General features: G+C 69.6%; 17 protein-coding genes. 10 read left to right on the top strand and 7 right to left on the bottom strand.

Going from position 1 to position 21,059, the window contains the following annotated elements; all coding sequences use genetic code 11:
- Position 1: 1 nt before the first annotated feature.
- Positions 2-922 carry an N-acetyl-1-D-myo-inositol-2-amino-2-deoxy-alpha-D-glucopyranoside deacetylase gene (mshB, locus tag ABH927_RS14195; RefSeq protein WP_370021598.1) on the bottom strand — a complete coding sequence of 307 codons (921 nt, stop codon included), beginning with the start codon at positions 920-922 and terminating at the stop codon, positions 2-4.
- Positions 923-980: 58 nt separating this feature from the next.
- On the opposite strand from mshB, the gene ABH927_RS14190 reads away from it, so the two are divergent.
- Together ABH927_RS14190 and ABH927_RS14185 are read left to right on the top strand one after the other, a co-directional pair.
- Positions 981-3,071, top strand: coding sequence for a DPP IV N-terminal domain-containing protein (locus ABH927_RS14190; protein ID WP_370021596.1), 2,091 nt, complete (start codon positions 981-983; stop codon positions 3,069-3,071).
- Positions 3,072-4,067, top strand: a complete 996-nt coding sequence (locus tag ABH927_RS14185; protein ID WP_370021594.1) for a 1-aminocyclopropane-1-carboxylate deaminase/D-cysteine desulfhydrase — start codon at positions 3,072-3,074, stop codon at positions 4,065-4,067.
- Here ABH927_RS14185 and ABH927_RS14180 read toward each other — a convergent pair.
- The 3 genes from ABH927_RS14180 to ABH927_RS14170 form a co-directional block, all read right to left on the bottom strand.
- On the bottom strand, positions 3,996-5,753 hold the full coding sequence (locus ABH927_RS14180) for an ABC transporter ATP-binding protein (protein WP_370021593.1): 1,758 nt from the start codon (positions 5,751-5,753) through the stop codon (positions 3,996-3,998). The two genes, ABH927_RS14185 and ABH927_RS14180, sit on opposite strands and share 72 nt — an antisense overlap.
- 2 nt (positions 5,754-5,755) lie before the next feature.
- Entirely contained in the window at positions 5,756-7,459 is a 1,704-nt protein-coding gene (locus ABH927_RS14175; RefSeq protein ID WP_370021591.1) for an ABC transporter ATP-binding protein, read from the bottom strand.
- 156 nt (positions 7,460-7,615) lie between these two features.
- A complete protein-coding gene (locus tag ABH927_RS14170; protein ID WP_370021590.1) occupies positions 7,616-8,488 on the bottom strand; it encodes a hypothetical protein in 873 nt (290 codons plus the stop codon).
- 407 nt (positions 8,489-8,895) lie between these two features.
- Between ABH927_RS14170 and ABH927_RS14165 the strand changes: the two genes are divergently transcribed.
- Positions 8,896-9,441 carry a hypothetical protein gene (locus ABH927_RS14165; RefSeq protein ID WP_370021588.1) on the top strand — a complete coding sequence of 182 codons (546 nt, stop codon included), beginning with the start codon at positions 8,896-8,898 and terminating at the stop codon, positions 9,439-9,441.
- A gap of 306 nt (positions 9,442-9,747) precedes the next feature.
- Here the strand turns inward: ABH927_RS14165 and ABH927_RS14160 are convergent, their stop codons facing one another.
- From ABH927_RS14160 to ABH927_RS14150, 3 genes are read right to left on the bottom strand one after another with little or no spacing between them, the layout of a single operon-like run.
- On the bottom strand, positions 9,748-10,491 hold the full coding sequence (locus ABH927_RS14160) for a succinate dehydrogenase/fumarate reductase iron-sulfur subunit (RefSeq protein ID WP_370021586.1): 744 nt from the start codon (positions 10,489-10,491) through the stop codon (positions 9,748-9,750).
- Positions 10,488-12,425 (bottom strand): fumarate reductase/succinate dehydrogenase flavoprotein subunit, encoded by a 1,938-nt coding sequence (locus tag ABH927_RS14155; protein ID WP_370021584.1) that lies wholly within the window; start codon positions 12,423-12,425, stop codon positions 10,488-10,490. The genes ABH927_RS14160 and ABH927_RS14155 overlap by 4 nt, the downstream gene beginning before the upstream one ends.
- Positions 12,422-13,153: a succinate dehydrogenase cytochrome b subunit gene (locus ABH927_RS14150; protein WP_370021582.1), complete on the bottom strand. Its 732-nt coding sequence runs from the start codon at positions 13,151-13,153 to the stop codon at positions 12,422-12,424. The genes ABH927_RS14155 and ABH927_RS14150 overlap by 4 nt, the downstream gene beginning before the upstream one ends.
- 175 nt (positions 13,154-13,328) lie before the next feature.
- On the opposite strand from ABH927_RS14150, the gene ABH927_RS14145 reads away from it, so the two are divergent.
- From ABH927_RS14145 to ABH927_RS14115, 7 genes are all read left to right on the top strand, one after another.
- Positions 13,329-14,246, top strand: a complete 918-nt coding sequence (locus ABH927_RS14145) for a LysR family transcriptional regulator (RefSeq protein ID WP_370021681.1) — start codon at positions 13,329-13,331, stop codon at positions 14,244-14,246.
- A gap of 47 nt (positions 14,247-14,293) precedes the next feature.
- A complete protein-coding gene (locus ABH927_RS14140) occupies positions 14,294-15,448 on the top strand; it encodes a PP2C family protein-serine/threonine phosphatase (protein WP_370021580.1) in 1,155 nt (384 codons plus the stop codon).
- Entirely contained in the window at positions 15,445-17,022 is a 1,578-nt protein-coding gene (locus tag ABH927_RS14135) for an ATP-binding protein (protein ID WP_370021579.1), read from the top strand. Before ABH927_RS14140 ends, ABH927_RS14135 begins: the two co-directional genes overlap by 4 nt.
- Positions 17,015-17,452, top strand: a complete 438-nt coding sequence (locus tag ABH927_RS14130; RefSeq protein ID WP_370021577.1) for a response regulator — start codon at positions 17,015-17,017, stop codon at positions 17,450-17,452. Before ABH927_RS14135 ends, ABH927_RS14130 begins: the two co-directional genes overlap by 8 nt.
- Positions 17,453-17,548: 96 nt before the next feature.
- Positions 17,549-18,349, top strand: a complete 801-nt coding sequence (locus tag ABH927_RS14125; RefSeq protein ID WP_370021575.1) for a hypothetical protein — start codon at positions 17,549-17,551, stop codon at positions 18,347-18,349.
- Positions 18,350-18,359: 10 nt separating this feature from the next.
- The gene (locus tag ABH927_RS14120; RefSeq protein ID WP_370021573.1) at positions 18,360-20,258 is read left to right on the top strand and encodes a fumarate reductase/succinate dehydrogenase flavoprotein subunit; all 1,899 of its coding nucleotides are present in this window, start codon (positions 18,360-18,362) and stop codon (positions 20,256-20,258) included.
- Entirely contained in the window at positions 20,258-21,010 is a 753-nt protein-coding gene (locus ABH927_RS14115; RefSeq protein WP_370021571.1) for a succinate dehydrogenase/fumarate reductase iron-sulfur subunit, read from the top strand. The genes ABH927_RS14120 and ABH927_RS14115 overlap by 1 nt, the downstream gene beginning before the upstream one ends.
- The last annotated feature ends 49 nt before the right edge of the window (positions 21,011-21,059 follow it).

Raw genomic sequence — 21,059 nt, 5'->3', positions numbered from 1 at the left:
GTTAGCCGATCGCCTGACCGACACCGGAGAACAGGTCACTCTCCCGGTTGTACGGCTCACCGATCCCACCGGCCTCGTAGGGGGCGCCGATACCGGGCCGCCCAGGCACCCCGGCCCTGAGGATGAAGTGCTCGACACCGAGCACCTGCTGGCCGACGTTGTTCGAGAGCGCGAACCAGGGGGCGTCCACGGCGATCTGGGTGACGTGCGCCCGCATCGCGTCGATCTTGGCCTCCACGTAGGCGCGGGCGTCGATCTCCGTGGTGACCGCCTCGTCGGAGCACCCGAACGGCAGGTCGTCGGCCGACTCCGGGACCCAGAACTCCACGTCCGCCTCGCGCAGGGCCTCGGTGGCCCGTCTCATCACCGACTTCGGCAACGCGGTGAGGTAGAACTTGGCGATCCGCCACGGCTCGCCGCCCGGGTGCGCGGGGTCGGCGGCCAGCGCGAAGGCCCGCCAGGCCACCCGGTGCGCCTGGATGTGGTCGGGGTGCCCGTAGAAGCCGTTCTCGTCGTAGGTGACCAGGACCTGCGGCCGGACCTCGCGGATCACCTTGACCAGCTCACCGGCCGCCTCGTCGAGGTCGGCCCGCCAGAAGCAGCCGGGACGGTCGTTGGTCAGCGCGCCCATCATCCCGGAGTCGCGCCAGCGGCCCGCACCGCCGAGGAACCGGTGGTCGGTCACGCCCAGCGCCTTGCAGGCGGCGGCCAGTTCGCCGATGCGGTACTGGCCGAGGGTGTCGTCCCGGCCGGCCGCGAGGTGGGCCAGCTCCGCCGGGATGACCTCGCCCTCCTCGCCGAGTGTGCAGGTCACCAGGGTCACGTGGGCTCCCTCGGCCACGTATTTGGCCATGGTCGCCCCGGTCCCGATCGACTCGTCGTCGGGGTGGGCGTGCACGAGCAGCAGACGCCGATCAGTCATGTCTCCGAGACTAGTGCGGAGCGGCGGAAGGCCGTGTGTCCTGGCAGTATGGGGGGCTATGACTGAGAGCTTTTCCCGGTTGAGCTTCCCGCGGTTGCATGCCAGGACCCGGCGGTTCACGCTCGGGGTTCCGCGTGGCTTCACGATTTCCCCGGACGGCGGCCGCGTCGTCTTCCTGCGGACGAAGTCCGGCACGGACCCCGTGACGTGCCTGTGGGAGTTCGACGTCGAGTCCAGGACCGAGCGGCTCGTCGTCGACCCGCTGGCGCTGGGCGTCGGTGGGGGCGCGGCCGACGAGGACCTGCCGCCGGAGGAGCGGGCACGCCGCGAGCGGTCGCGGGAGTCGGCGGGCGGCGTGGTCGCGTACGCGACGGACGCCAACGTCCACCAGGCCGTCTTCGCTCTGTCGGGTGAGCTCCACCTCGTCGATCTGGCGACGGGAGCGGTGCGGAGCCTGCCGACGCCGGGGCCGGTCATCGACCCCCGGCTGAACCCGGCCGGCACCCACGTGGCCTACGTCACCGGCGGTCACATGTACGTCCAGGACGTCGCGACGGGCGAGCAGTTCACGCTGGCCACGCCGGAGGACCAGCTGGTCGCCTACGGTCTGGCCGAGTTCATCGCCGCCGAGGAGATGGACCGCATGCGCGGCTACTGGTGGGCCCCCTCAGGCGACCGCCTCCTGGTCGCCCGGGTGGACGAGTCGCCGGTCGGGCTGTGGCACATCGCCGACCCGGCCAATCCGGACCGTCCACCGGTGCCGCAGCGCTATCCCGCGGCCGGCACGGACAACGCCGAGGTCTCGCTGTTCGTCTTGGGACTCGACGGCTCGCGCGTCGCCGTGCCGTACGAGCACGAGTATCTGGTCACCGCCTCCTGGAGCGAGCACGGCCTGAACATCGTGACGCTCTCCCGAGACCAGCGGACCATGCGCCTGCTGGACGTCGATCCCTCAACGGGGGCGGCGACGACGCTCCGCGAGGACACCGACGCCGCGTGGGTGGAGATCGTGCCCGGCGTGCCGGGACGCCTGTCCGGCGGAACCCTCGTGTGGGTGGCCGACGCCGAGGGCGGACGCCGCCTCTTCGTCGGCGACCAGCCCGTGACGCCGCCCTCATTGCAGGTCAGGGCCGTGCTGGACATCGACGGCGACACGGTCCTGTTCCAGGCCAGCGCCGAACCCACCGAGGTCCAGGTGTGGACGTTCTCCGGCGGGACCCTGAGCAAGGTCGGCCCCGAGGAGGGCGGCGTCTACACCGGCACCACGGCCGGCGGGACGACTGTGATCGTCGGCAGCACGCTGGAGAGCGAGACGCCGGTCACCCGCGTCTCGCGGGCCGACAAACCGCGCGGCCACATCGCCTCCCTCGCCGCCCGGCCGGGGCTGGACGTGCGGGTCTCGCTCGTCCGGGCCGGATCGCGGGGGCTGTCCACCGCCGTCCTGTTCCCCTCGTGGCACGTGCCGGGCTCGGCGCGGCTGCCCGTCCTCATGGACCCGTACGGCGGGCCGCACGCGCAGCGGGTCCTCACGACCCGGCGCGTCTTCCTGGAGTCCCAGTGGTGGGCCGAGCAGGGCTTCGCGGTCGTCGTCGCCGACGGGCGGGGCACCCCGGGCCGCGGTCCGGCGTTCGAGCGTGAGGTGCTGCACGACCTGTCGCTGACGCTGGAGGACCAGGTGGACGCCCTCCAGGGGGCCGCGGCGCTCTACCCCGGCGACCTCGACCTCTCGCGGGTGGGTATCCGCGGCTGGTCGTTCGGCGGCTACCTGGCCGCGCTCGCCGTCCTCCGGCGCCCCGACGTGTTCCACGCGGCCATCGCCGGCGCGCCCGTCACCGACTGGCGTCTCTACGACACGTGCTACACCGAGCGCTACCTGGGCCACCCGGACGAGGGCCACTACGAGGGGTCCTCGCTCCTGGCCGACGCCGAGAAGCTGGAGCGGCCGCTGCTGCTCGTGCACGGCCTGGCCGACGACAACGTGGTGGCCGCGCACACGCTGCGGCTGTCGTCCGCCCTGCTGGCGGCGGGCCGCCCGCACACTGTGCTGCCGCTGTCGGGGGTCACCCACATGACCCCTCAGGAGGTCGTCGCCGAGAACCTGCTGCTCCTCCAGGTGGACTTCCTCAAGAAGGCTCTCGGGGTCGAGTGAGTGCCGGTCTCGCCTCTCCAGGAGATTCACGATGAGCGCCTGAGCCGGCAAGGCGTCCAGCTCTGGCTCAAGCGCGACGATCTCATCGGGACGCACATCACCGGGACGCACATCACCGGGAACAAGTGGCGGAAGCTCAAATACAACCTCGCGGCGGCCGCCGAAGCCGGGCATGACACCCTGCTCACCTTCGGCGGCGCCTACTCCAACCACATCCGCGCGGTGGCGGCGGCCGGGCACCGTTTCGGCTTCGCGACGATCGGCGTGATCCGCGGCGAGGAACGCCTGCCGTTGAATCCGTCGCTCGCCTATGCGGCGGATCACGGCATGCGCCTCACCTACCTCGACCGGGCAACCTACCGGCGGAAGACGGACCCCCAGGTCGTGGACGCGCTTGAACGGGAGTGGGGCGGCTTCTACCTCATCCCGGAAGGAGGCAGCAACGCTCTCGCCGTTCGCGGGTGCGCGGAGCTGCCCCGTGAGATCGACCTCGATTTCGACCTGATCTGCTGCCCTTCCGGGACCGGGGGAACCCTGGCCGGCATCGCCGCAGGTCTGGCCCCAGGGCAACGTGCTGTGGGCTTCTCCGCGCTCAAGGGAGTCGATTTCCTCAGCGAGGATGTCGCCGACCTGCAAGTCAAGGCCTTCGGATGTTCGTCGGAGAATTGGGCGATCCAGACCGGCTTCCACTTCGGCGGTTTCGCGAAGAGGCCGCCGGAGCTCACCGCCTTCATCGGCGACTTCGCCGCCGGGCACGGGCTCGTTCTGGAGTGGGTCTACGTCGCCAAGATGATGTACGGGATCTTCGCGCTCGTCGAGAGCGGCGCCATTGAGCGCGGAACGCGATGCGTCGCCGTCATCACCGGACCGCCCGGCCCGGAGCAGGCGGCGTGGGAGGGGATGGGTGTGGACCCACCCATCCCCTCAGCCCTTGCCGTGCCAGCTGTCCCACAACGCGGCGTAGGCCCCGCCCGTGGCGACGAGCTGGTCGTGTGAGCCCAGCTCGCTGATGCGGCCGTCCTCCACGACGGCCACCCGGTCGGCGTCGTGCGCCGTGTAGAGCCGGTGCGCGATCGCGATAACCGTGCGGCCCTCCAGGACCGCCCCGAGCGAGCGCTCCAGATGCCGGGCCGCGCGCGGGTCGATCAGCGACGTGGCCTCGTCGAGCACCAGCGTGTGGGGGTCGGCCAGCACGAGCCTGGCCAGCGCGAGCTGCTGCGCCTGGGCCGGTGAGATGGTCGTGCCGCCCGACCCGACGGTCGTGTCCAGCCCCTCTCCGGGTTCCTCGCCGAGCGCCTCGACCCACTCCCACGCGTCCACGGCCTCCAGGGCCCGGCGGATGTCGGCGTCGGCGGCGTCCGGCCGCGCGATCAGCATGTTGTCGCGCAGGGTTCCCCGGAACACGTGGTGCTCCTGGGTGACCAGGGCGACATGCCCCCGGAGGTCGTCGAGCGGCAGTTCTACGAGCTGGACGCCGCCGACCGTGACGGAGCCCGTCCTCGGGCCGTGGATGCCCGCGAGCAGCCGTCCGAGCGTCGACTTGCCGGCGCCCGAGGGACCCACCATGGCCAGCCGCTCACCCGGACGCACGTCGAGATCGATGCCGTGCAGGACGTCATGGCCCTCGCGGTAGGCGTACCGCACGTCCGACGCCTTGAGGTCCTCGCCCTCCGGCCGGGCGCCGCCGGTGACACGGTCCTCCGGCACGTTGGCCACGCCGAGCAGCCTCGCCATCGAGGCCCCGCCGACCTGCAGCTCGTCCACCCACGAGAGCAGCCGGTCGAGCGGGTCGATGAGCTGCTGCACGTACAGCGTGGCCGCGGTCACCTGGGCCAGGGACACCCAGCCCTCGACGTAGAACAGGCCGCCCAGCGCGACCGTCGCCACGACGGGGATCACGTAGCCGATCTCCACGGCGGGAAACCACACCATCCGGAGGCCGAGGGTGTAGCGCTCCGCGGCGAAGGATCGCGAGATATCGCGATCCGTCCGCTCGCCGCGGCGCTGCTGGAGCCCCAGGGCCTCCACAGTGCGCGCGCCTTCGACGGTCTCGGCCAGCCCTTCGGTCATGTCCGCGTACGCGGCGTTCTCCCTCAGGTAGCCGTCCCTGGCCCGGCTGAGGTACCACTTCGTGGAGATCCACAGCAGCGGCACGGCGATCAGCGACGGCACGGCCATCACCGGGCCGACGAGCATCAGCGCCCCCACCATGAAGGCCCCGGTGACCACCGCGATCAGGGTCTCCGGCACGGCGTGCCGTACCGACCGGGAGAGGGCGTCGACGTCTCGGGAGGTCCGGGTGATGAGGTCACCGGAACCGGCCCGCTCGACCGTCGACAGCGGCAGGGCGAGCACCTGGTCGACGAACTCCTCCCGGAGCTCGGCCAGCACCTTTTCGCCCAGCCGTGACGAGGCGTAGATCGCGAACCGGATGAGCACGGCCTGTGCGACCACGAAGCCGCCCAGGATCAGCGCGACCGTGTCGACGTCGACGTCGCGGGACCCGTCGGCCACGGCCTGGACCAGCTCACCGAGCAGGCGCGGGGCCGCCAGCCCCGCGATCGCCGCGAGGGCGTGCAGGGACAGGGCCAGCCCCAGCTCCCGGGGATATTTCAGCGTCAGCCGCCGCGCGTAGGCGCGGACCTGCGCCGGGTCCGCGACCGGCAGGATCTGGCGGGCCATGCTCAGCCTTCCCCTCGAGTGACCGTCAACGTGTAACCGGGCTCCACCCGGAGCAACTCCCGGTGGGTGCCCTCGGCCCGGACCTTGCCGTCCTCGACGAAGAGGACCAGATCCGCCCGGTCGAGGACGAGCGGGCTGGTCGTGCAGACCAGGGTCGTACGGCCGGCCCGCGCCTTGCCGAGCCGGTCCGCGATGCGCGCCTCGGTGTGGGCGTCCACCGCGCTCGTCGGCTCGACCAGAATGAGGACCTCCGGATCCGCGGCCAGCGCCCTGACCAGGCGGAGCCGTTGCTGCTGACCGCCGGAGAACTCCCGGCCGGACTCGGCCACGTGCGCCTCCAGTCCCTCCGGCAGCGCCTCGACGATGTCCTCGGCGCAGGCCGTCTGCAGCGCGAGCCGCAGGTCGTCGTCGGTGGCCGTACCCGTGACGTCCAACTCGTCGCGGAGACGTCCGGTGAACAGCCTCGCGGCGTTGTCGGCGACCAGGATGTGTCGTCTCACCTCGGCTACCGGCAGGTCGGCGAGCGGTGCGCCGTCCAGCGTCACGTCGCCGAGGGCATACCTGCCGAGCCGGTCCGCGATGGCGATCGCCTCCTCGGGGACCGCCGCCGCCAGCGCGGTCAGCCTGCCGGGCCGTACCGCGACGCCGGACTCGCCGTCCAGCAGCAGGCCGCCGGACAGGTCGGCGTCGGCGCGGCGGAGCGGGCCGTCCCGGAACTCGGGCTCCAGCGACAGAATCCGGCACACGCGGCGGGCCGCCACGTGGCCCTTGGTGATTCTGTCGGCGGCCTCCGTGAGCGTCCTCAGCGGCGCGATCAGGAAGACCGCGTAGCCGTAGAACGTCACGAGCTGGCCCGCGCTGATGCGCCCGTCCAGCGCGAAGTGCGCCCCGAGCCACGTGACGCACGCGATGAGCACCCCGGGCAGCAGGATTTGGGCGCCTTCCAGCATCGACTCGACCGAGGCCACCCGCACGCCCGCGTGCCGGACGCGCTGCGACTCCTCGCGGTAGCGCGCCGCGAAGACGTGCTCGCCGCCGATGCCGCGCAGGACCCGCAGGCCCCCGACGATGTCCGCCGCACGCGTCGCCAGGTCGCCCTGGAGGTCACGCTGCACGTGCTGCCTGCTGTGCAGCGGCTTGAGCAACGGCCCGACGGCGGCCGCCATCAGCGGCACACCGATGAGCACGACGAGCCCGAGAGTCGGCGACGTGGTGAGGAGGATCACCGTCACGGTGGCGATGGCGAAGACGGCCCCGGCGCCGCGCAGGAGGACCTCCATCGCGCCACCGATGTTCGCGATGTCGGAGTTTCCGACGCTGACCACCTCACCGGTGGACAGGCGTTTGGGCAGCGTCGCGCCCAGCCGGGTCGCCTGCCGCGAGGTGAGCTGCACCGTGCGGTAGGCCGCCGCCAGCCAGGCGAGGACGGCGCACCGGTGCCGCAGCACACCCGCGACGGCCTGCACGACGCCCAGGGCCAGCAGTGCGGCCGACCACCGGAGGAGCAGGGGCACGTCCTTCGCGGTCAGCGCGTCGATCGCCCTTCCGATGGCCGCCGGCACCAGTGCCTGCCCCAGCCACCACAAAATGGCCAGCCCGATGCCGATCAGCATCGGGCCCTTCTGGGCACGCGCCACCCACCACAGGTACCGGAGCGGGCTGCGGGCGTCAGGAGTGCCGGGATCGGCGACAGGCAAAGAGAGCATGGTTACCCCAGGCTCGCAAGATCCCAGGTCACGGGGCAAACCATTTTCCCGCCAACCGCATCGCGTTGACCCCCGTGAGCCGGGCACACCGGCTCCACGCGACGGCGCCATGCGACGGCGCCGCGCGGGTTGTACGCCGGCTCCAGAACACGCGCACTAGTCCGAGCTGTCATCGCCGCACATGGACAGGGCGGCGCGGTCCCGCCAGCGCGCCTCTCCTCCGGAGAGCCCGGCAGGCGGGAGGACCGTCAGGTAGCCCGCGTCCGCGTCGAGTCGCAACCGCACCGTGGCCTGTCCGAAGGTTTCCGCCTCCTCCTCCCACCCGTGGGCCACCGCCACGTCGGCGGTCGAGACCACGACGTGCGCGGGCAGCGCGTGGACGCCGCCCTGTGGTCTCAAGCGGGCGTCGTCGAAGATCCGCCTGACGAGCACGCCGGCGAGACCGTTGAACAGATGCCACCATCCATGCACCTGATGTCGCTGGAGCCTCTGGGTCCGCAGCTCCGGCAGCCCGAATCTCGACAGGCCCGTCGTCCGCATGCCGTACAGACCGTCGTCGTCGGGTCCTTGGCTGACGAGCATCCAATGCACGATGGGAAAGGCCTCCGGTGCGGCCACCGGCCTCGACTGCACGGGATCCGGCAGAAGCCTGAGCGCCTGCGGGTCAAGCCGGATCCCGCCGGTCAATTCGGCGACCTCATCGGTCACCTGGGCACAGGCCTGAAGATGGGCCGGTGGCCAGCCCGGCGGTGCCGTACAGGTGATGGACAGATGGCCATCGGTGCGCTCGATGAGCACGGCGATGAGCGGATCCACGCCGGGCGAGCAGTCGGGACACGAGAGCCGGGAGACGGCCGGAGCGAGATACGGGTCGCCGCCGCCTATCTCTTCGACCCGGAGGTCGATCCCGGCGGGAAGCGAGTCCCGAAGCCGGGCGGCGACCGCCGGTGACAGCGGACGCTCAGGCGCCGCCACAACGAACGTGACACTCACCGATCCGGGGATCGGCAGGAGGATCTTGCCGGCCATCGTCTGCCTTCCGTACGAGGAAGGCACACGCTGTCAGCCGAGCCACCCCGCCAAGTGGCCCGAACTCCGTTCTGTGGATAACGCTCAAGCAGCCATTCCGGGATGACCGGGGGTCTGTCGAACGGCCAGAGCCGGGCATACGCCCAGGGAGCCAGGAGTGGCCGAGAGCGCCGAGCAGGCGGACCGGCTCGCGATGCGGTCGCCCGGGCCCGATGGCGGGGAGAGTTGCGGTATGCGCAGGATGCCCCGACGTCGCTCTGAACCCTGCTGGCAGTCGGTCACCGTGATCGTCTGAAGCTACAGTGGCAAAACTTTCGGATCCCAGCTCAGGCCGCCCCTTCGCACGTTAGCCTGCGCGGGTGTCTTCGGCGGCATTGACAGCGTGGGCCGGCCCTCGACTCCAGCGCGTGAAAATTCTGTGGGCCATATCCGGTGGACTTCAGGCCACCCCACAACGTCAGGAGAGTCAGGACGAAGTTCTGGCGATGATCGTGATGAGGCTCGCAGCGGAGTTCCAAGGCTTCTCTCGTGATCTCCATGATGAAGCCGTTGACTGCTTCGTGAGTCAAGTTGCGGGGCGAACACAGAGCGTGCAATCGATCCTTCTGGAACGCATGACAAGCGGCCGCGACCTGGGCAAGGGCAACGCTCACGCGGACGCTTTGGACCGTGACTTCGCTCGCCTCGGCTTGGCCCTCTGGCCGGCTTTGGAACAGGCGGATCCCAATGCCATCCGTTGGAGGCAAGAGCTGACCAAGCTCAACCAGATGCGGAACGCGATCGCGCACGATGATCGGTCTCGTCTGCAAGCCCTGCGACAGAGTGGGTACATGCTGACGACGGGCCTTGTTGAGACGTGGGAACAGACTCTCAACTCGCTGGCGGGCACAATGGACGATGTGGTGAGCGCGAACCTGAGCAATCTGCTGGGGTGTCAAGACCTTGGTGACTAGCGACAACCCGACCGAGATATTCAAAGTCGGAGATCGTGTAGCTGTTCCCTGGGGGTTGGACATCCTCGAAGGAACCGTGGTAAGTACGTACGGCTCTGGTGGGACTCTTCGGGTCGTCGTTAACGTTCATGCCCCCGGTGGTTGCGAGTCACCACTTGACACGGTGACGCTTCCCGCCCGCCTGTCTCCACGGACGCACGACACACAGCCTGTCATCGGGGCAGGCCCGGCCCGGCACTATGAACGGACGGGCCGTTCCCGGAGTCGCCTCGGGTCCGCCGGCCTGTCCGGCGGACCCGCGCACCGTCATTTCGCCGAGGAGGCCTTGAGGAACTCGGCGTTCATCCGGGCGATGGTGTCGAGCGGGATGCCCTTGGGGCAGACCGCGGTGCACTCGCCGGTGTTGGTGCAGCCGCCGAAGCCCTCGGCGTCCATCTGCTCCACCATGGCCTTGGCGCGGGAGGCGCGCTCCGGCTGACCCTGGGGCAGCAGGCTCAGGTGAGTGATCTTGGCGGCGGTGAACAGCGAGGCCGAGCCGTTCGGGCAGGCCGCCACGCAGGCGCCGCAGCCGATGCAGGTGGCCGCGTCGAACGCCGCGTCCGCGTCGTCCTTGGGCACCGGGATGGCGTGGGCGTCGGGGGCCGACCCGGCGGGAACGGAGATGAAGCCGCCGGCCTGGATGATCCGGTCGAAGGACGACCTGTCGACCACGAGGTCCTTCACCACCGGGAACGGCGCGGCACGCCACGGCTCGATGGTGACGACAGCGCCGTCCTCGAAGTGCCGCATGTGCAGCTGACAGGTCGTCGTCGCGCGCTGCTCGCCGTGGGCGACGCCGTTGATGACCATGCCACACATGCCGCAGATGCCCTCGCGGCAGTCGTGGTCGAAGGCGACGGGGTCGTCGCCCTCAAGGATCAGCCGCTCGTTGAGGACGTCCAGCATCTCCAGGAACGACATGTCCGGCGAGACGTCCTCGACGCGATAAGTCACCATACGTCCGCGATCCGCCGGGCCGTTCTGACGCCAGATCTTGAGGGTCAGGTTCACTTGTAGCTCCGCTGGGTCATCTTGACGTAGTCGTAGTTGAGGTCTTCCTTGTGCAGGACGGGCCCGTCGGGGCCCCACTCCCAGGCGGCGACGTAGGCGAAGTGCTCGTCGTCGCGCAGCGCCTCGCCGTCCGCGTCCTGCGACTCGGCCCGGAAGTGGCCGCCGCAGGACTCCGTACGGTGCAGCGCGTCGATGCACATGAGCTCGGCGAGGTCGAAGAAGTCGGCGACCCGGCCGGCCCGCTCCAGCGCCTGGTTGAGGCCCTCGCCGTCACCCGGCACCTTCACGTTGTTCCAGAACTCCTCGCGGAGCTCGGGGATCCGCTCCAGCGCCTTGCGCAGCGACTCGTCGGTGCGCTCCATGCCGCAGTAGTCCCACATGAGCCGGCCCAGCTCGCGGTGGTAGGAGTCGGCCGTACGGGTGCCGTTGACACAGAGCAGCTTCTCGATCTTCTCGCGGACCGTGATCTCGGCCTCGGCCACGGCCTCCTCGTCCACCTCGCCGAAGCCCCCTGCGCCCGCGAGATAGTCGCCGAGCGTTGTGGGCAGCACGAAGTACCCGTCCGCCAGGCCCTGCATCAGCGCGGACGCGCCGAGACGGTTGGCGCCGTGGTCGGAGAAGTTGGCCTCACCGATCACGAAGAGCCCCGGGATGGTGGACTGCAGGTCGTAGTCGACCCACAGGCCGCCCATCGTGTAGTGAACGGCGGGGTAGATGCGCATCGGCGTCTCGTACGGGTTCTCGCCGGTGATGCGCTCGTACATCTCGAAGAGGTTGCCGTACTTCTCCTCGACGGCGTCACGGCCGAGCCGCCCGATGGCGTCGGCGAAGTCGAGGTAGACGCCCAGGCCGCCGGGGCCGACGCCGCGGCCCTCGTCACAGACGTTCTTGGCGGCACGGCTGGCGATGTCGCGGGGCACGAGGTTTCCGAAAGCCGGATAAATCCGCTCAAGGTAGTAATCGCGCTCGTCCTCGGGGATGTCCGCCGGCCTGCGGTCGTCGCCTCCACGGGCTGGCACCCAGACCCGGCCGTCGTTGCGCAGCGACTCCGACATCAGCGTGAGCTTGGACTGGTAGTCGCCGCTGACCGGGATGCAGGTCGGGTGGATCTGCGTGAAGCACGGGTTGGCGAACAGCGCGCCGCGCCGGTGCGCCCGCCAGATCGCCGTGGTGTTGCAGCCCTTGGCGTTGGTGGACAGGAAGAACACGTTGCCGTAGCCGCCGGTCGCGAGGACCACGGCGTCGGCGAGGTGGGTCTCGATCTCTCCGGTGACCATGTCCCGGACCACGACGCCGCGCGCCCGGCCGCCGCTGACGACGAGTTCGAGCATCTCGTGGCGGGTGTGCATCTCCACGGTCCCGGCCGCGATCTGCCGCTCCAGCGCGGAGTAGGCCCCGAGCAGCAGTTGCTGGCCCGTCTGGCCGCGGGCGTAGAAGGTCCGCGACACCTGGGCGCCGCCGAAGGAGCGGGTGTCGAGCAGCCCGCCGTACTCCCGCGCGAACGGCACGCCCTGCGCCACCGCCTGGTCGATGATGTTCACGCTGACCTGCGCGAGCCGGTAGACGTTCGACTCGCGGGCGCGGAAGTCGCCGCCCTTCACCGTGTCGTAGAAGAGCCGGTAGACGCTGTCGCCGTCGCCGCGGTAGTTCTTCGCGGCGTTGATCCCACCCTGCGCGGCGATCGAGTGGGCGCGCCGCGGCGAGTCCTGGTAACAGAACGACTTGACCTTGTAGCCCAGCTCGCCCAGGGTCGCCGCCGCCGAGCCGCCGGCCAGGCCGGTGCCGACGACGATGACGGTCAGCTTGCGCTTGTTGGCCGGGTTGACCAGCTTGGCCTGGAAGCGCCGCGTGTCCCAGCGGTCCTCGATCGGCCCCTCCGGCGCCTTCGTGTCCCGGATGGGCTGGCCAACGGTGTAGTTCACGTTGTCCTTCACTTGACCGCTCCGATCATCACGGCGATGGGCACGGCGACGAATCCCAGCACCAGGACGGTGGCTATCACTGCCGAGCCCGCCTTCAGCGCCGCGTACCGGTGGGCGAGCCCCAGGGTCTGGAGCGCGCTCCACAGGCCGTGCCGCAGGTGCAGGCCGGCCATCACCATGGCCACGAGGTAGAACACCGTCACCCACCAGCGCGAGGGCTCGAAGCCCGCGACGACCCGGTCGTACGGCGTGGCGTCCCCGCCCTTGGGGTTCACGACGCCGAAGGTCAGGTCGAGCAGGTGCCAGATCACGAACAGCAGGATGATGACCCCGCCATACCGCATGGTGTGCGTCGCGTAGCCGCCGGCCTGCGACTTCCGCTTCGCGGCGTACTTGACCGGCCGCGCCTTCGCCGCGCGCCTGGCCAGCGACACGGCCGACCACATGTGCAGCACGACGGCGACGGCGAGCACGATCTCGGCGATGGTCAGCAGTGTGCGGTTCGGCAGCGCGGGCGACCCGACCGTCCGCAGCCATTCCGCGTAGTGGTTGAACGAGCCGGCGCCCAGGAAGATCTTGAGGTTGCCGAGCATGTGGCCGACGAGGAACAGCACCAGGACGGCGCCCGTTACGGCCATGACGGCCTTCTTGCCGTTGGAGGAGGCGTAGAAGCCCCCTCTGTGGGCGTCGTGAGGAAGAGCGGGCGCGGTGGCCATCCCGCGGTTAACAGTCGCTGTCACAACTGCTCACGCTAGGTACGGGCGTGCGCGGGAGTCCAAGTCATCAGGGGTCTGGATCTGATAGCCAACGGCTATGCGCTCTGTCCGGAGGGGCTGCCTCGTCCTCACGGCGGTGGCTCGTGCGAGGAATGTCACACAACGTCGCATATCGAGGCGATAGCCGTAGGCTATGAAAGTGCAGCTCCAGCAACTCGCCTACTTCGTCGCGGTGGCGGAGACGCGGCACTTCACCCATGCCGCCGAGCGGACACAGGTGGCCCAGCCGTCCCTGAGCAAGCAGATCAAGGCCCTGGAGACCGAGCTGGGAGCCCCGCTGTTCAGCCGCGCCCGCGGCAACGTGACGCTGACCCCCGCCGGGGAGGCGCTGCTCCCGCTCGCCCGCCGCATGCTGGCCGACGCGGAGACCGCCCGCCGGGAGGTGGCCGAGCTCGCCGGGCTGCGCAGAGGGAGGGTACGGCTCGGCGCCACGCCGTCGCTGTGCGCGGGGCTGCTCGGCGACGCGCTGGCCCGCTACCACCGTGACTATCCCGGCGTGGAGCTCCAGGTGGAGGAGGGAGGGTCCCGCGACCTCGTCCGCGACCTCGCGAGGGGCCAGCTCGACCTGGCGCTGATCATCCTGCCGCTGCACAGCAGCGACCCCGCCCTGGTGACCGAGGAGATCCTGCGCGAGGACCTCGTCGTGGCCTCCGCCGCGGGGCAGGGGCGCAGGGCGAACATGCGGATCGAGGACCTGCGCGGACGGTCGCTGGTGATGTTCCGCCGGGGATACGACCTCCGGGAGGCGACCCTCGCGGCGTGCCGGCAGGCCGGGTTCGAGCCGCGGTTCTCCGTGGAGGGCGGCGAGATGGACGCGGTCCTGCGGTTCGTCGAGGCCGGGCTGGGGATCGCCGTGGTCCCGTCGATGGTCCTCGACGGCAGGCCGGGACTGGTGGGGACGCCGCTCGTTCCGGGGCTTCGCCGTACGGTCGCCCTCGCCCACCGCAAGGACGTCGAGCCCACCAGGGCGGCCAGGGCTTTCCGCGCCACCCTCCTGGCGTTCCTGGCCGAGGAGGGGACCCTGCCCCGGGGAATCGACGCCCTCGCTCACGGATAGCCCGTTATATTGGCGATAACCCTTCCGCGACTCTACGAGAGGCGTATGTGACCACGCCCTCGCCCGACCTTCCTGATCTCCTCACCCTGCTGCTCATCGAGGACGACGCCGCCGACGCGTTCCTCGTCGAGGAGTTGCTGGCGAACGCCGACAGGCCACCGAAGATCACGTGGGCCCGGACCCTGGCCGAGGGACGTGAGCGGCTGACCGACGACGTGCGGTGCGTGCTGGTCGATCTCTCCCTGCCCGACGCGTCGGGACTCGAGGCCCTGGAACAGGTGCTGGCCATGGCCCCGGACACCGCCGTCCTCGTGCTCACGGGCCTCAACGACGCCCACGTCGGGATCGAGGCGGTCGCGGCCGGCGCGCAGGACTTCCTGGTCAAGCAGGACGTGGACGACCGGCTGCTGACCCGTGCGATCCGTTACGCCATCGAGCGCAAGCGCGCCGACGTCGCCATGCGGGAGCTGGTCGAGGAGCGGATCGTCAGCAAGGAGAACGCGCGCCTGGAGCGCGGCCTGCTGCCGGTGCCGCTGCTCGACTCGGCGCTCCTGCACCACCAGTCCCGATACCTCCCCGGACGGGTGCGGGGCCTGCTGGCGGGCGACTTCTGGGACACCGTGCAGACCGGCGACGGCGCGGTCCACGTTCTGATCGGCGACGTGTGCGGCCACGGGCCCGACGAGGCCGCGCTCGGAACGGCGCTGCGGATCGCCTGGCGCGCCCTCGTCCTCGCCGGCCACACGGGCGACTCGCTCCTCGGCACGCTCGACACGCTGCTCAGGCACGAGCGGAAGTCACCGGAGATCTTCACCACCTTGTGCACCGCGACCATCGCCCCCGACCTGCGGAGCGCCCGGATGCACGTGGTCGGCCACCCGCCGCCGCTGATGATCAGGGACGGTGTGATCGACGTGGTCACCGACACCCCGTCGGGACCGCCTCTGGGCATCTTCAGCGACGTCACGTGGAAGCCCGTCGACGTCGAGCTCGGCGACCGGTGGTCGCTGCTGCTCTACACGGACGGCCTGATCGAGGCCACCATCGGCGACCAGCGGGACCTGCTCGGCACCGAGGGCCTGCTGCGCATCGTCCACGAGCAGGCCGGCATCGACCTCGACCGGATCATCGCCCAGGTCGGGGACACGATCAACGACGACGTCGCCGCCGTCCTGGTCTCGCGGGGATTGGATCACCCGTGAACAGGCCCGAGCCGCTGCCCCCGCTCGCTCCCCCGGCCGGGATGGGACCGCTTCCCGTCGGCCGCTGGTTCCTGCTCGCCGGTACGGCTGTCGCGCTCGTCTTCGCCCTGGGCGTCACCGCGATCCTCATTGCGCTCACCCAGACTCAGGGTGCGAGGGAGACGCTGGTCGACGTCATCGACCCCACCGCGCTGCACACCCTGGAGATCTCCACGGCCCTGCAGGCGCAGGAAGGCGCGATCCGCGGCTACGGGCTCACCACCGAGCAGCAGTACTTCCAGGACTACCGGCAGGGGATGGCCGACGAGCGGGCCGCGACCGGGCAGATCGCGGCGCTGCTGCCGCGGCTCCCCGACCCCTCCGCCCTCCGCTCCCGGATGGACCGCCTCACCGCCGCGGCGGCGGCGTGGCGACGGGACTACGCGGAGAAGATCGCCGCGGCGGTGCCCAAGGTCGGCGCCAACGCCGTGAACCGCGATCTCGGCAAGGTCAACGTCGAGCGGTTCAACGACGTCCGCGCGGCCCTGGCCGACCAGCAGGATCTACTGAACCGGCTGCACGATCTCGGCCGCGACCGGCTGCAGAAGGGCTGGCGGACGATCTACGTCGCGGTCGCCGTGCTCGTCGGCTCCCTGGCGCTCGCGGTCATCGGCTGCACGCTCATCGTTCGCTATGTCGTGGTCCTTCCGGTCGCGCGGCTCGCCCGGCAGGTCCGGGCGGTCGCCACCGGCGACTTCGACCGCGAGCTTGGCGTGGAGCGCCCCGCCGAGCTGCGGGAGCTGTCCGGGCATGTCGACGGCATGCGCCGCCGCATCGTCTCGGAGTGGCGGGCGTCGGAGGAGGCGCGGCAGCAGTTCGCCGAGCAGGCCAAGGAGCTCAGACGGTCCAACGGCGAGTTGGAGCAGTTCGCCTACGTGGCGAGCCACGACCTGCAGGAGCCGCTGAGGAAGGTGGCGAGCTTCAGCCAGATGCTGGAGCAGCGCTACGCCGACCAGCTCGACGACCGGGCCAGGCAGTACATCGCCTTCGCCGTGGACGGCGCGAAGCGCATGCAACTGCTGATCAACGACCTGCTCGACTTCTCCCGGGTCGGCCGCGTGGGTGGCGAGCTCGCGCCCGTGGCCTCGGAAGACGCCCTGGACCGGGCGCTGCGGAACCTGGACGCCCTGCTGACGGACGTGGACGCCACCGTCACGCGTGACGACGACCTGCCGGAGGTCGTCGGCAGCACGCTGCTGCTGAGCCAGCTCTTCCAGAACCTCGTCGGCAACGCTGTGAAATTCCGCGGCTCGGAGCCGCCGCGGATCCACATCGGCGCCGAGCGGGACGGCGGCATGTGGGAGTTCCACTGCTCGGACAACGGGATCGGCGTGGACGCCAAGTACGCTGACCGAATTTTCCTGATTTTTCAGCGTTTGCACCCACGGGACGTGTATCCGGGAAGCGGCATCGGACTGGCGTTGTGCCGGAAGATCGTCGAATATCATGGCGGCCGGATCTGGCTCGACGGCGGTGAGGGAGCCGGAGCCACGTTCCGCTGGACGCTACCCGTTGTGGGAGATCCCGATGACTAGATATCACCCGATAGAGGTCCTCCTCGTGGAGGACGACCCGGGTGACGTGCTGCTGACCCAGGAGGCGTTCGCGTACAACAAGGTCGGCAACAGGCTCCATGTCGTGAACGACGGCGAGCAGGCGCTGGCCTTCCTGCGCGGCGAAGGCCTGTACGGCTCGGCACCCCGGCCGGACCTGATCCTCCTCGACCTCAACCTGCCCCGCGTTGACGGCTTCGAGGTGCTCCAGGAGATCAAGAACGACCCCGCGTTACGGGGCATCCCGGTGGTCATCCTCACCACCTCGGAGGCCGAGCAGGACGTCCTCCGGGGCTACGACCTGCACGCCAACGCGTACGTCTCCAAACCGGTGGACTTCGACCAGTTCATCCGCGTCGTACGGCAAATCGACGACTTCTGGGTGACAGTGGTCAAACTGCCGAGGAAGTGACGGGAATCACAGACGCTAGGAGTGACCCTCCTCACACTTCGTGATGTGCTCGTCGTAATGTTTCCCCCACCAATAGCGCGAGGTGGGAGGTCTCCATTGAGCCAGACAACGGCCGAGAGCCCAGCAAGAAAACAACGCGCGCAACTCCGGGTGCGCACGCTTCGCACCGACAGGTGGTGGCTGGCGCCCGCGCTGACGTTCGCCGCGCTCCTGTCATTTCTGATCTACGGTTTTTGGGCGATTTTCGACAAAAGCTACTTTGTCGAACCGTACATCGCGCCCTTCGCGTCGCCGTGCCTGGCGACCTCATGTCCGCCAGGGGCCCGCTTCCTGGGGTTCGCGCCTTTCGGCGACTGGTACGCGCTGCCGCCGGGGCTGCTGATCCTCGGCCTGCCCGCGGGCTTCCGGCTGACGTGCTACTACTACCGGAAGGCCTACTACCGGTCGTTCTGGCTGTCGCCGCCGGCGTGCGCCGTGGCCGAGCCGCACGGCAAGTACACCGGTGAGACCCGGTTCCCGCTGATCCTCCAGAACATCCACCGCTACTTCTTCTACGGTGCCCTGGTGATCGGCGCGATCCTGGCGTACGACGCGGTCCTGGCCTTCCGCGACGAGCACGGCAACTGGGGCCACATCGGCCTCGGCACGGTGATCCTGGTGGTCAACGCGATTCTGATCAACGCCTACTCGCTGTCGTGCCACTCGTGCCGGCACATCACCGCGGGGCGCCTGAACCACTTTTCCAGGCACCCGTTGCGTTACAAGGCGTGGACGTTCGTCTCCAAGCTCAACGCCAAGCACCAGCAGCTCGCCCTGGCCTCGATGTACTCGGTCATGATCGCCGACCTCTACGTGCGACTGGTCGCCAAGGGCGTCATCAACTTCCCGTTCGCTTAAGGATCTCAAGGTGGAGCGTCACGAATACGACGTCGTCGTCATCGGAGCCGGTGGAGCAGGGCTCCGCGCGGCGATCGAGGCGCGGCAGCAGGGCAAGCGGACGGCGATCGTCTGCAAATCGCTCTTCGGCAAGGCCCACACGGTCATGGCCGAGGGCGGCGCCGCCGCCGCGATGGGGAACGTCAACCCCGACGACAACTGGATGGTGCACTTCCGCGACACGATGCGCGGAGGCAAGTTCCTGAACAACTGGCGGATGGCCGAGCTGCACGCCAAGGAGGCCCCGGACCGGGTCTGGGAGCTGGAGGCGTGGGGTGCGCTTTTCGACCGCACCAAGGACGGCAAGATCAGCCAGCGGAACTTCGGCGGCCACGAGTACCCTCGCCTGGCCCACGTCGGCGACCGTACCGGCCTGGAGCTGATCCGCACGCTGCAGCAGCGAGTCGTCGCGCTCCAGCAGGAGGACGAGAAGCTGCACGGCGACCCCGAGGCGTACATCAAGGTCTTCGCCGAGTGCACGATCACCCGCCTGCTCAAGGACTCCAGCTCCGAGAACGGCGCCATCGCCGGGGCCTTCGGCTACTGGCGCGAGACGGGCAACTTCATCGTCTTCGACGCACCCGCCGTGGTCCTGGCGACGGGCGGCATCGGCAAGTCCTACGTCGTCACCTCGAACTCCTGGGAGTACACGGGCGACGGGCACGCGCTGGCCCTGCTCGCGGGCGCCCAGCTGATCAACATGGAGTTCATCCAGTTCCACCCGACGGGCATGGTCTGGCCGCCGTCGGTGCGCGGCATCCTCGTCACCGAGTCGGTCCGCGGCGACGGCGGCGTCCTGCGCAACTCCGAGGGCCGCCGGTTCATGTTCGACTACGTGCCGGACGTGTTCAAGGACAAGTACGCCACGACCGAGGAGGAGGCCGACCGCTGGTACACCGACCAGACCAACAACCGGCGCCCTCCGGAGCTGCTGCCCCGTGACGAGGTGGCGAGGGCCATCAACGCCGAGGTGAAGGCCGGACGCGGGTCACCCCAGGGCGGCGTATTCCTCGACGTCTCCACCCGGCTCCCTGCAGCCGAGATCATCAAGCGGCTGCCGTCGATGCACCACCAGTTCAAGGAGCTGGCCGACGTCGACATCACCGCCGAGCCCATGCAGGTCGGCCCGACGTGCCACTACATCATGGGCGGCGTGGAGGTCGACGCCGACACGGCCGCCGCCTCGGTGCCGGGCCTGTTCGCGGCCGGGGAGGTGTCCGGCGGCATGCACGGCTCCAACCGTCTCGGCGGCAACTCGCTGTCCGACCTGCTCGTCTTCGGCCGCCGGGCCGGCGCGGGAGCGGCCGCCTACATCGACGGCCTGCCCAGGCGCCCCGTGGCGACCGGCCTGGAGGAGGCCATGGCCGAGGCCGTCGCCCCGCTGGAGCGGTCGGGCGGCGAGAACCCGTACGAGGTGCACCACGAGCTCCAGCGCACGATGAACGACCTGGTCGGCATCATCCGCAAGGCCGAGGAGATCAGCGAGGCCCTCCAGGTCGTCGAGAAGCTCAAGGAGCGGGCGAAGAACACGGCGTCCGCCGGCAGCCGGATCTACAACCCCGGGTGGCACCTCGCGATCGACCTGCGCAACATGCTCCTGGTGAGCGAGTGCGTCGCCCGCGCGGCGCTGCTGCGCGAGGAGAGCCGCGGCGGCCACACCCGCGACGACTACCCCGGCATGTCGCCCGAGTGGCGCCGCAAGCTGCTGGTCTGCTCCGCCATGCCGGACGGCTCGGGAGTTACGGTCGAAGAAAAGGACCAGGTGTCCATGCGCGGCGACCTGATCACCCTGTTCGAGCGGTCCGAGCTGGAGAAATACCTCACCGAGCAAGAGCTGGCGGACTACGACGCCGCGGTCAAGGAGTCGTGATGGGATACAAGGCGAAGTTCCGCATCTGGCGCGGCGAGGGCGGCGAGGGACAGCTGGAGGACTTCACCGTCGAGGTGAACGAGGGCGAGGTCGTCCTCGACGTCATCCACCGGCTGCAGGCCACGCAGGCCCCCGACCTGGCGGTCCGGTGGAACTGCAAGGCCGGCAAGTGCGGCTCCTGCTCGATGGAGATCAACGGCAAGCCGCGTCTGGGCTGCATGACCCGGATGTCCACGTTCGAGGAGACCGAGACCATCACGGTCACGCCGATGCGGACGTTCCCGGTCATCAAGGACCTGGTCTGCGACGTCTCGTTCAACTACCAGAAGGCGCGGGAGATCCCGTCGTTCACCCCGCCCAAGGACGTCAAGCCGGGCGAGTACCGCATGAAGCAGATCGACGTCGAGCGGTCCCAGGAGTTCCGCAAGTGCATCGAGTGCTTCATGTGCAACAACGTCTGCCACGTCATCCGCGACCACGACGAGAACAAGCCGGCCTTCGCGGGCCCGCGCTTCCTCATGCGGATCGCCGAGCTGGACATGCACCCCTATGACGTGCTCGACCGCAAGGACTCCGCCCAGGAGGACCACGGCCTCGGCTACTGCAACATCACCAAGTGTTGTACGGAGGTCTGCCCCGAGCACATCAAGATCACCGACAACGCGCTGATCCCGATGAAGGAGCGCGTGGTCGACCGGAAGTACGACCCGCTCGTGTGGCTGGGCTCCAAGATTTTCAAGCGTCCCAGCTGAACAGGCGAAAAAGCGCCGACCGGATATTTCCAGTCGGCGCTTTTCGGCT

It is taken from the genome of Planotetraspora sp. GP83 (assembly GCF_041262585.1).
GTDB lineage: Bacteria > Actinomycetota > Actinomycetes > Streptosporangiales > Streptosporangiaceae > JAOEGB01.
The sequence above is the reverse complement of the archived record's forward strand: the minus strand, read 5'-3'. Positions and strand labels throughout refer to the sequence as shown.

Bases quoted from the DNA above. Each gene is read 5' to 3' on its own strand.
- ABH927_RS14190 (WP_370021596.1), top strand. From the start codon at position 981: ATGACTGAGAGCTTTTCCCGGTTGAGCTTCCCGCGGTTGCATGCCAGG.
- ABH927_RS14175 (WP_370021591.1), bottom strand. From the start codon at position 7,459: ATGCTCTCTTTGCCTGTCGCCGATCCCGGCACTCCTGACGCCCGCAGC.
- ABH927_RS14130 (WP_370021577.1), top strand. From the start codon at position 17,015: ATGACTAGATATCACCCGATAGAGGTCCTCCTCGTGGAGGACGACCCG.
- ABH927_RS14170 (WP_370021590.1), bottom strand. From the start codon at position 8,488: ATGGCCGGCAAGATCCTCCTGCCGATCCCCGGATCGGTGAGTGTCACG.
- ABH927_RS14180 (WP_370021593.1), bottom strand. From the start codon at position 5,753: ATGGCCCGCCAGATCCTGCCGGTCGCGGACCCGGCGCAGGTCCGCGCC.
- ABH927_RS14115 (WP_370021571.1), top strand. From the start codon at position 20,258: ATGGGATACAAGGCGAAGTTCCGCATCTGGCGCGGCGAGGGCGGCGAG.
- mshB (WP_370021598.1), bottom strand. From the start codon at position 922: ATGACTGATCGGCGTCTGCTGCTCGTGCACGCCCACCCCGACGACGAG.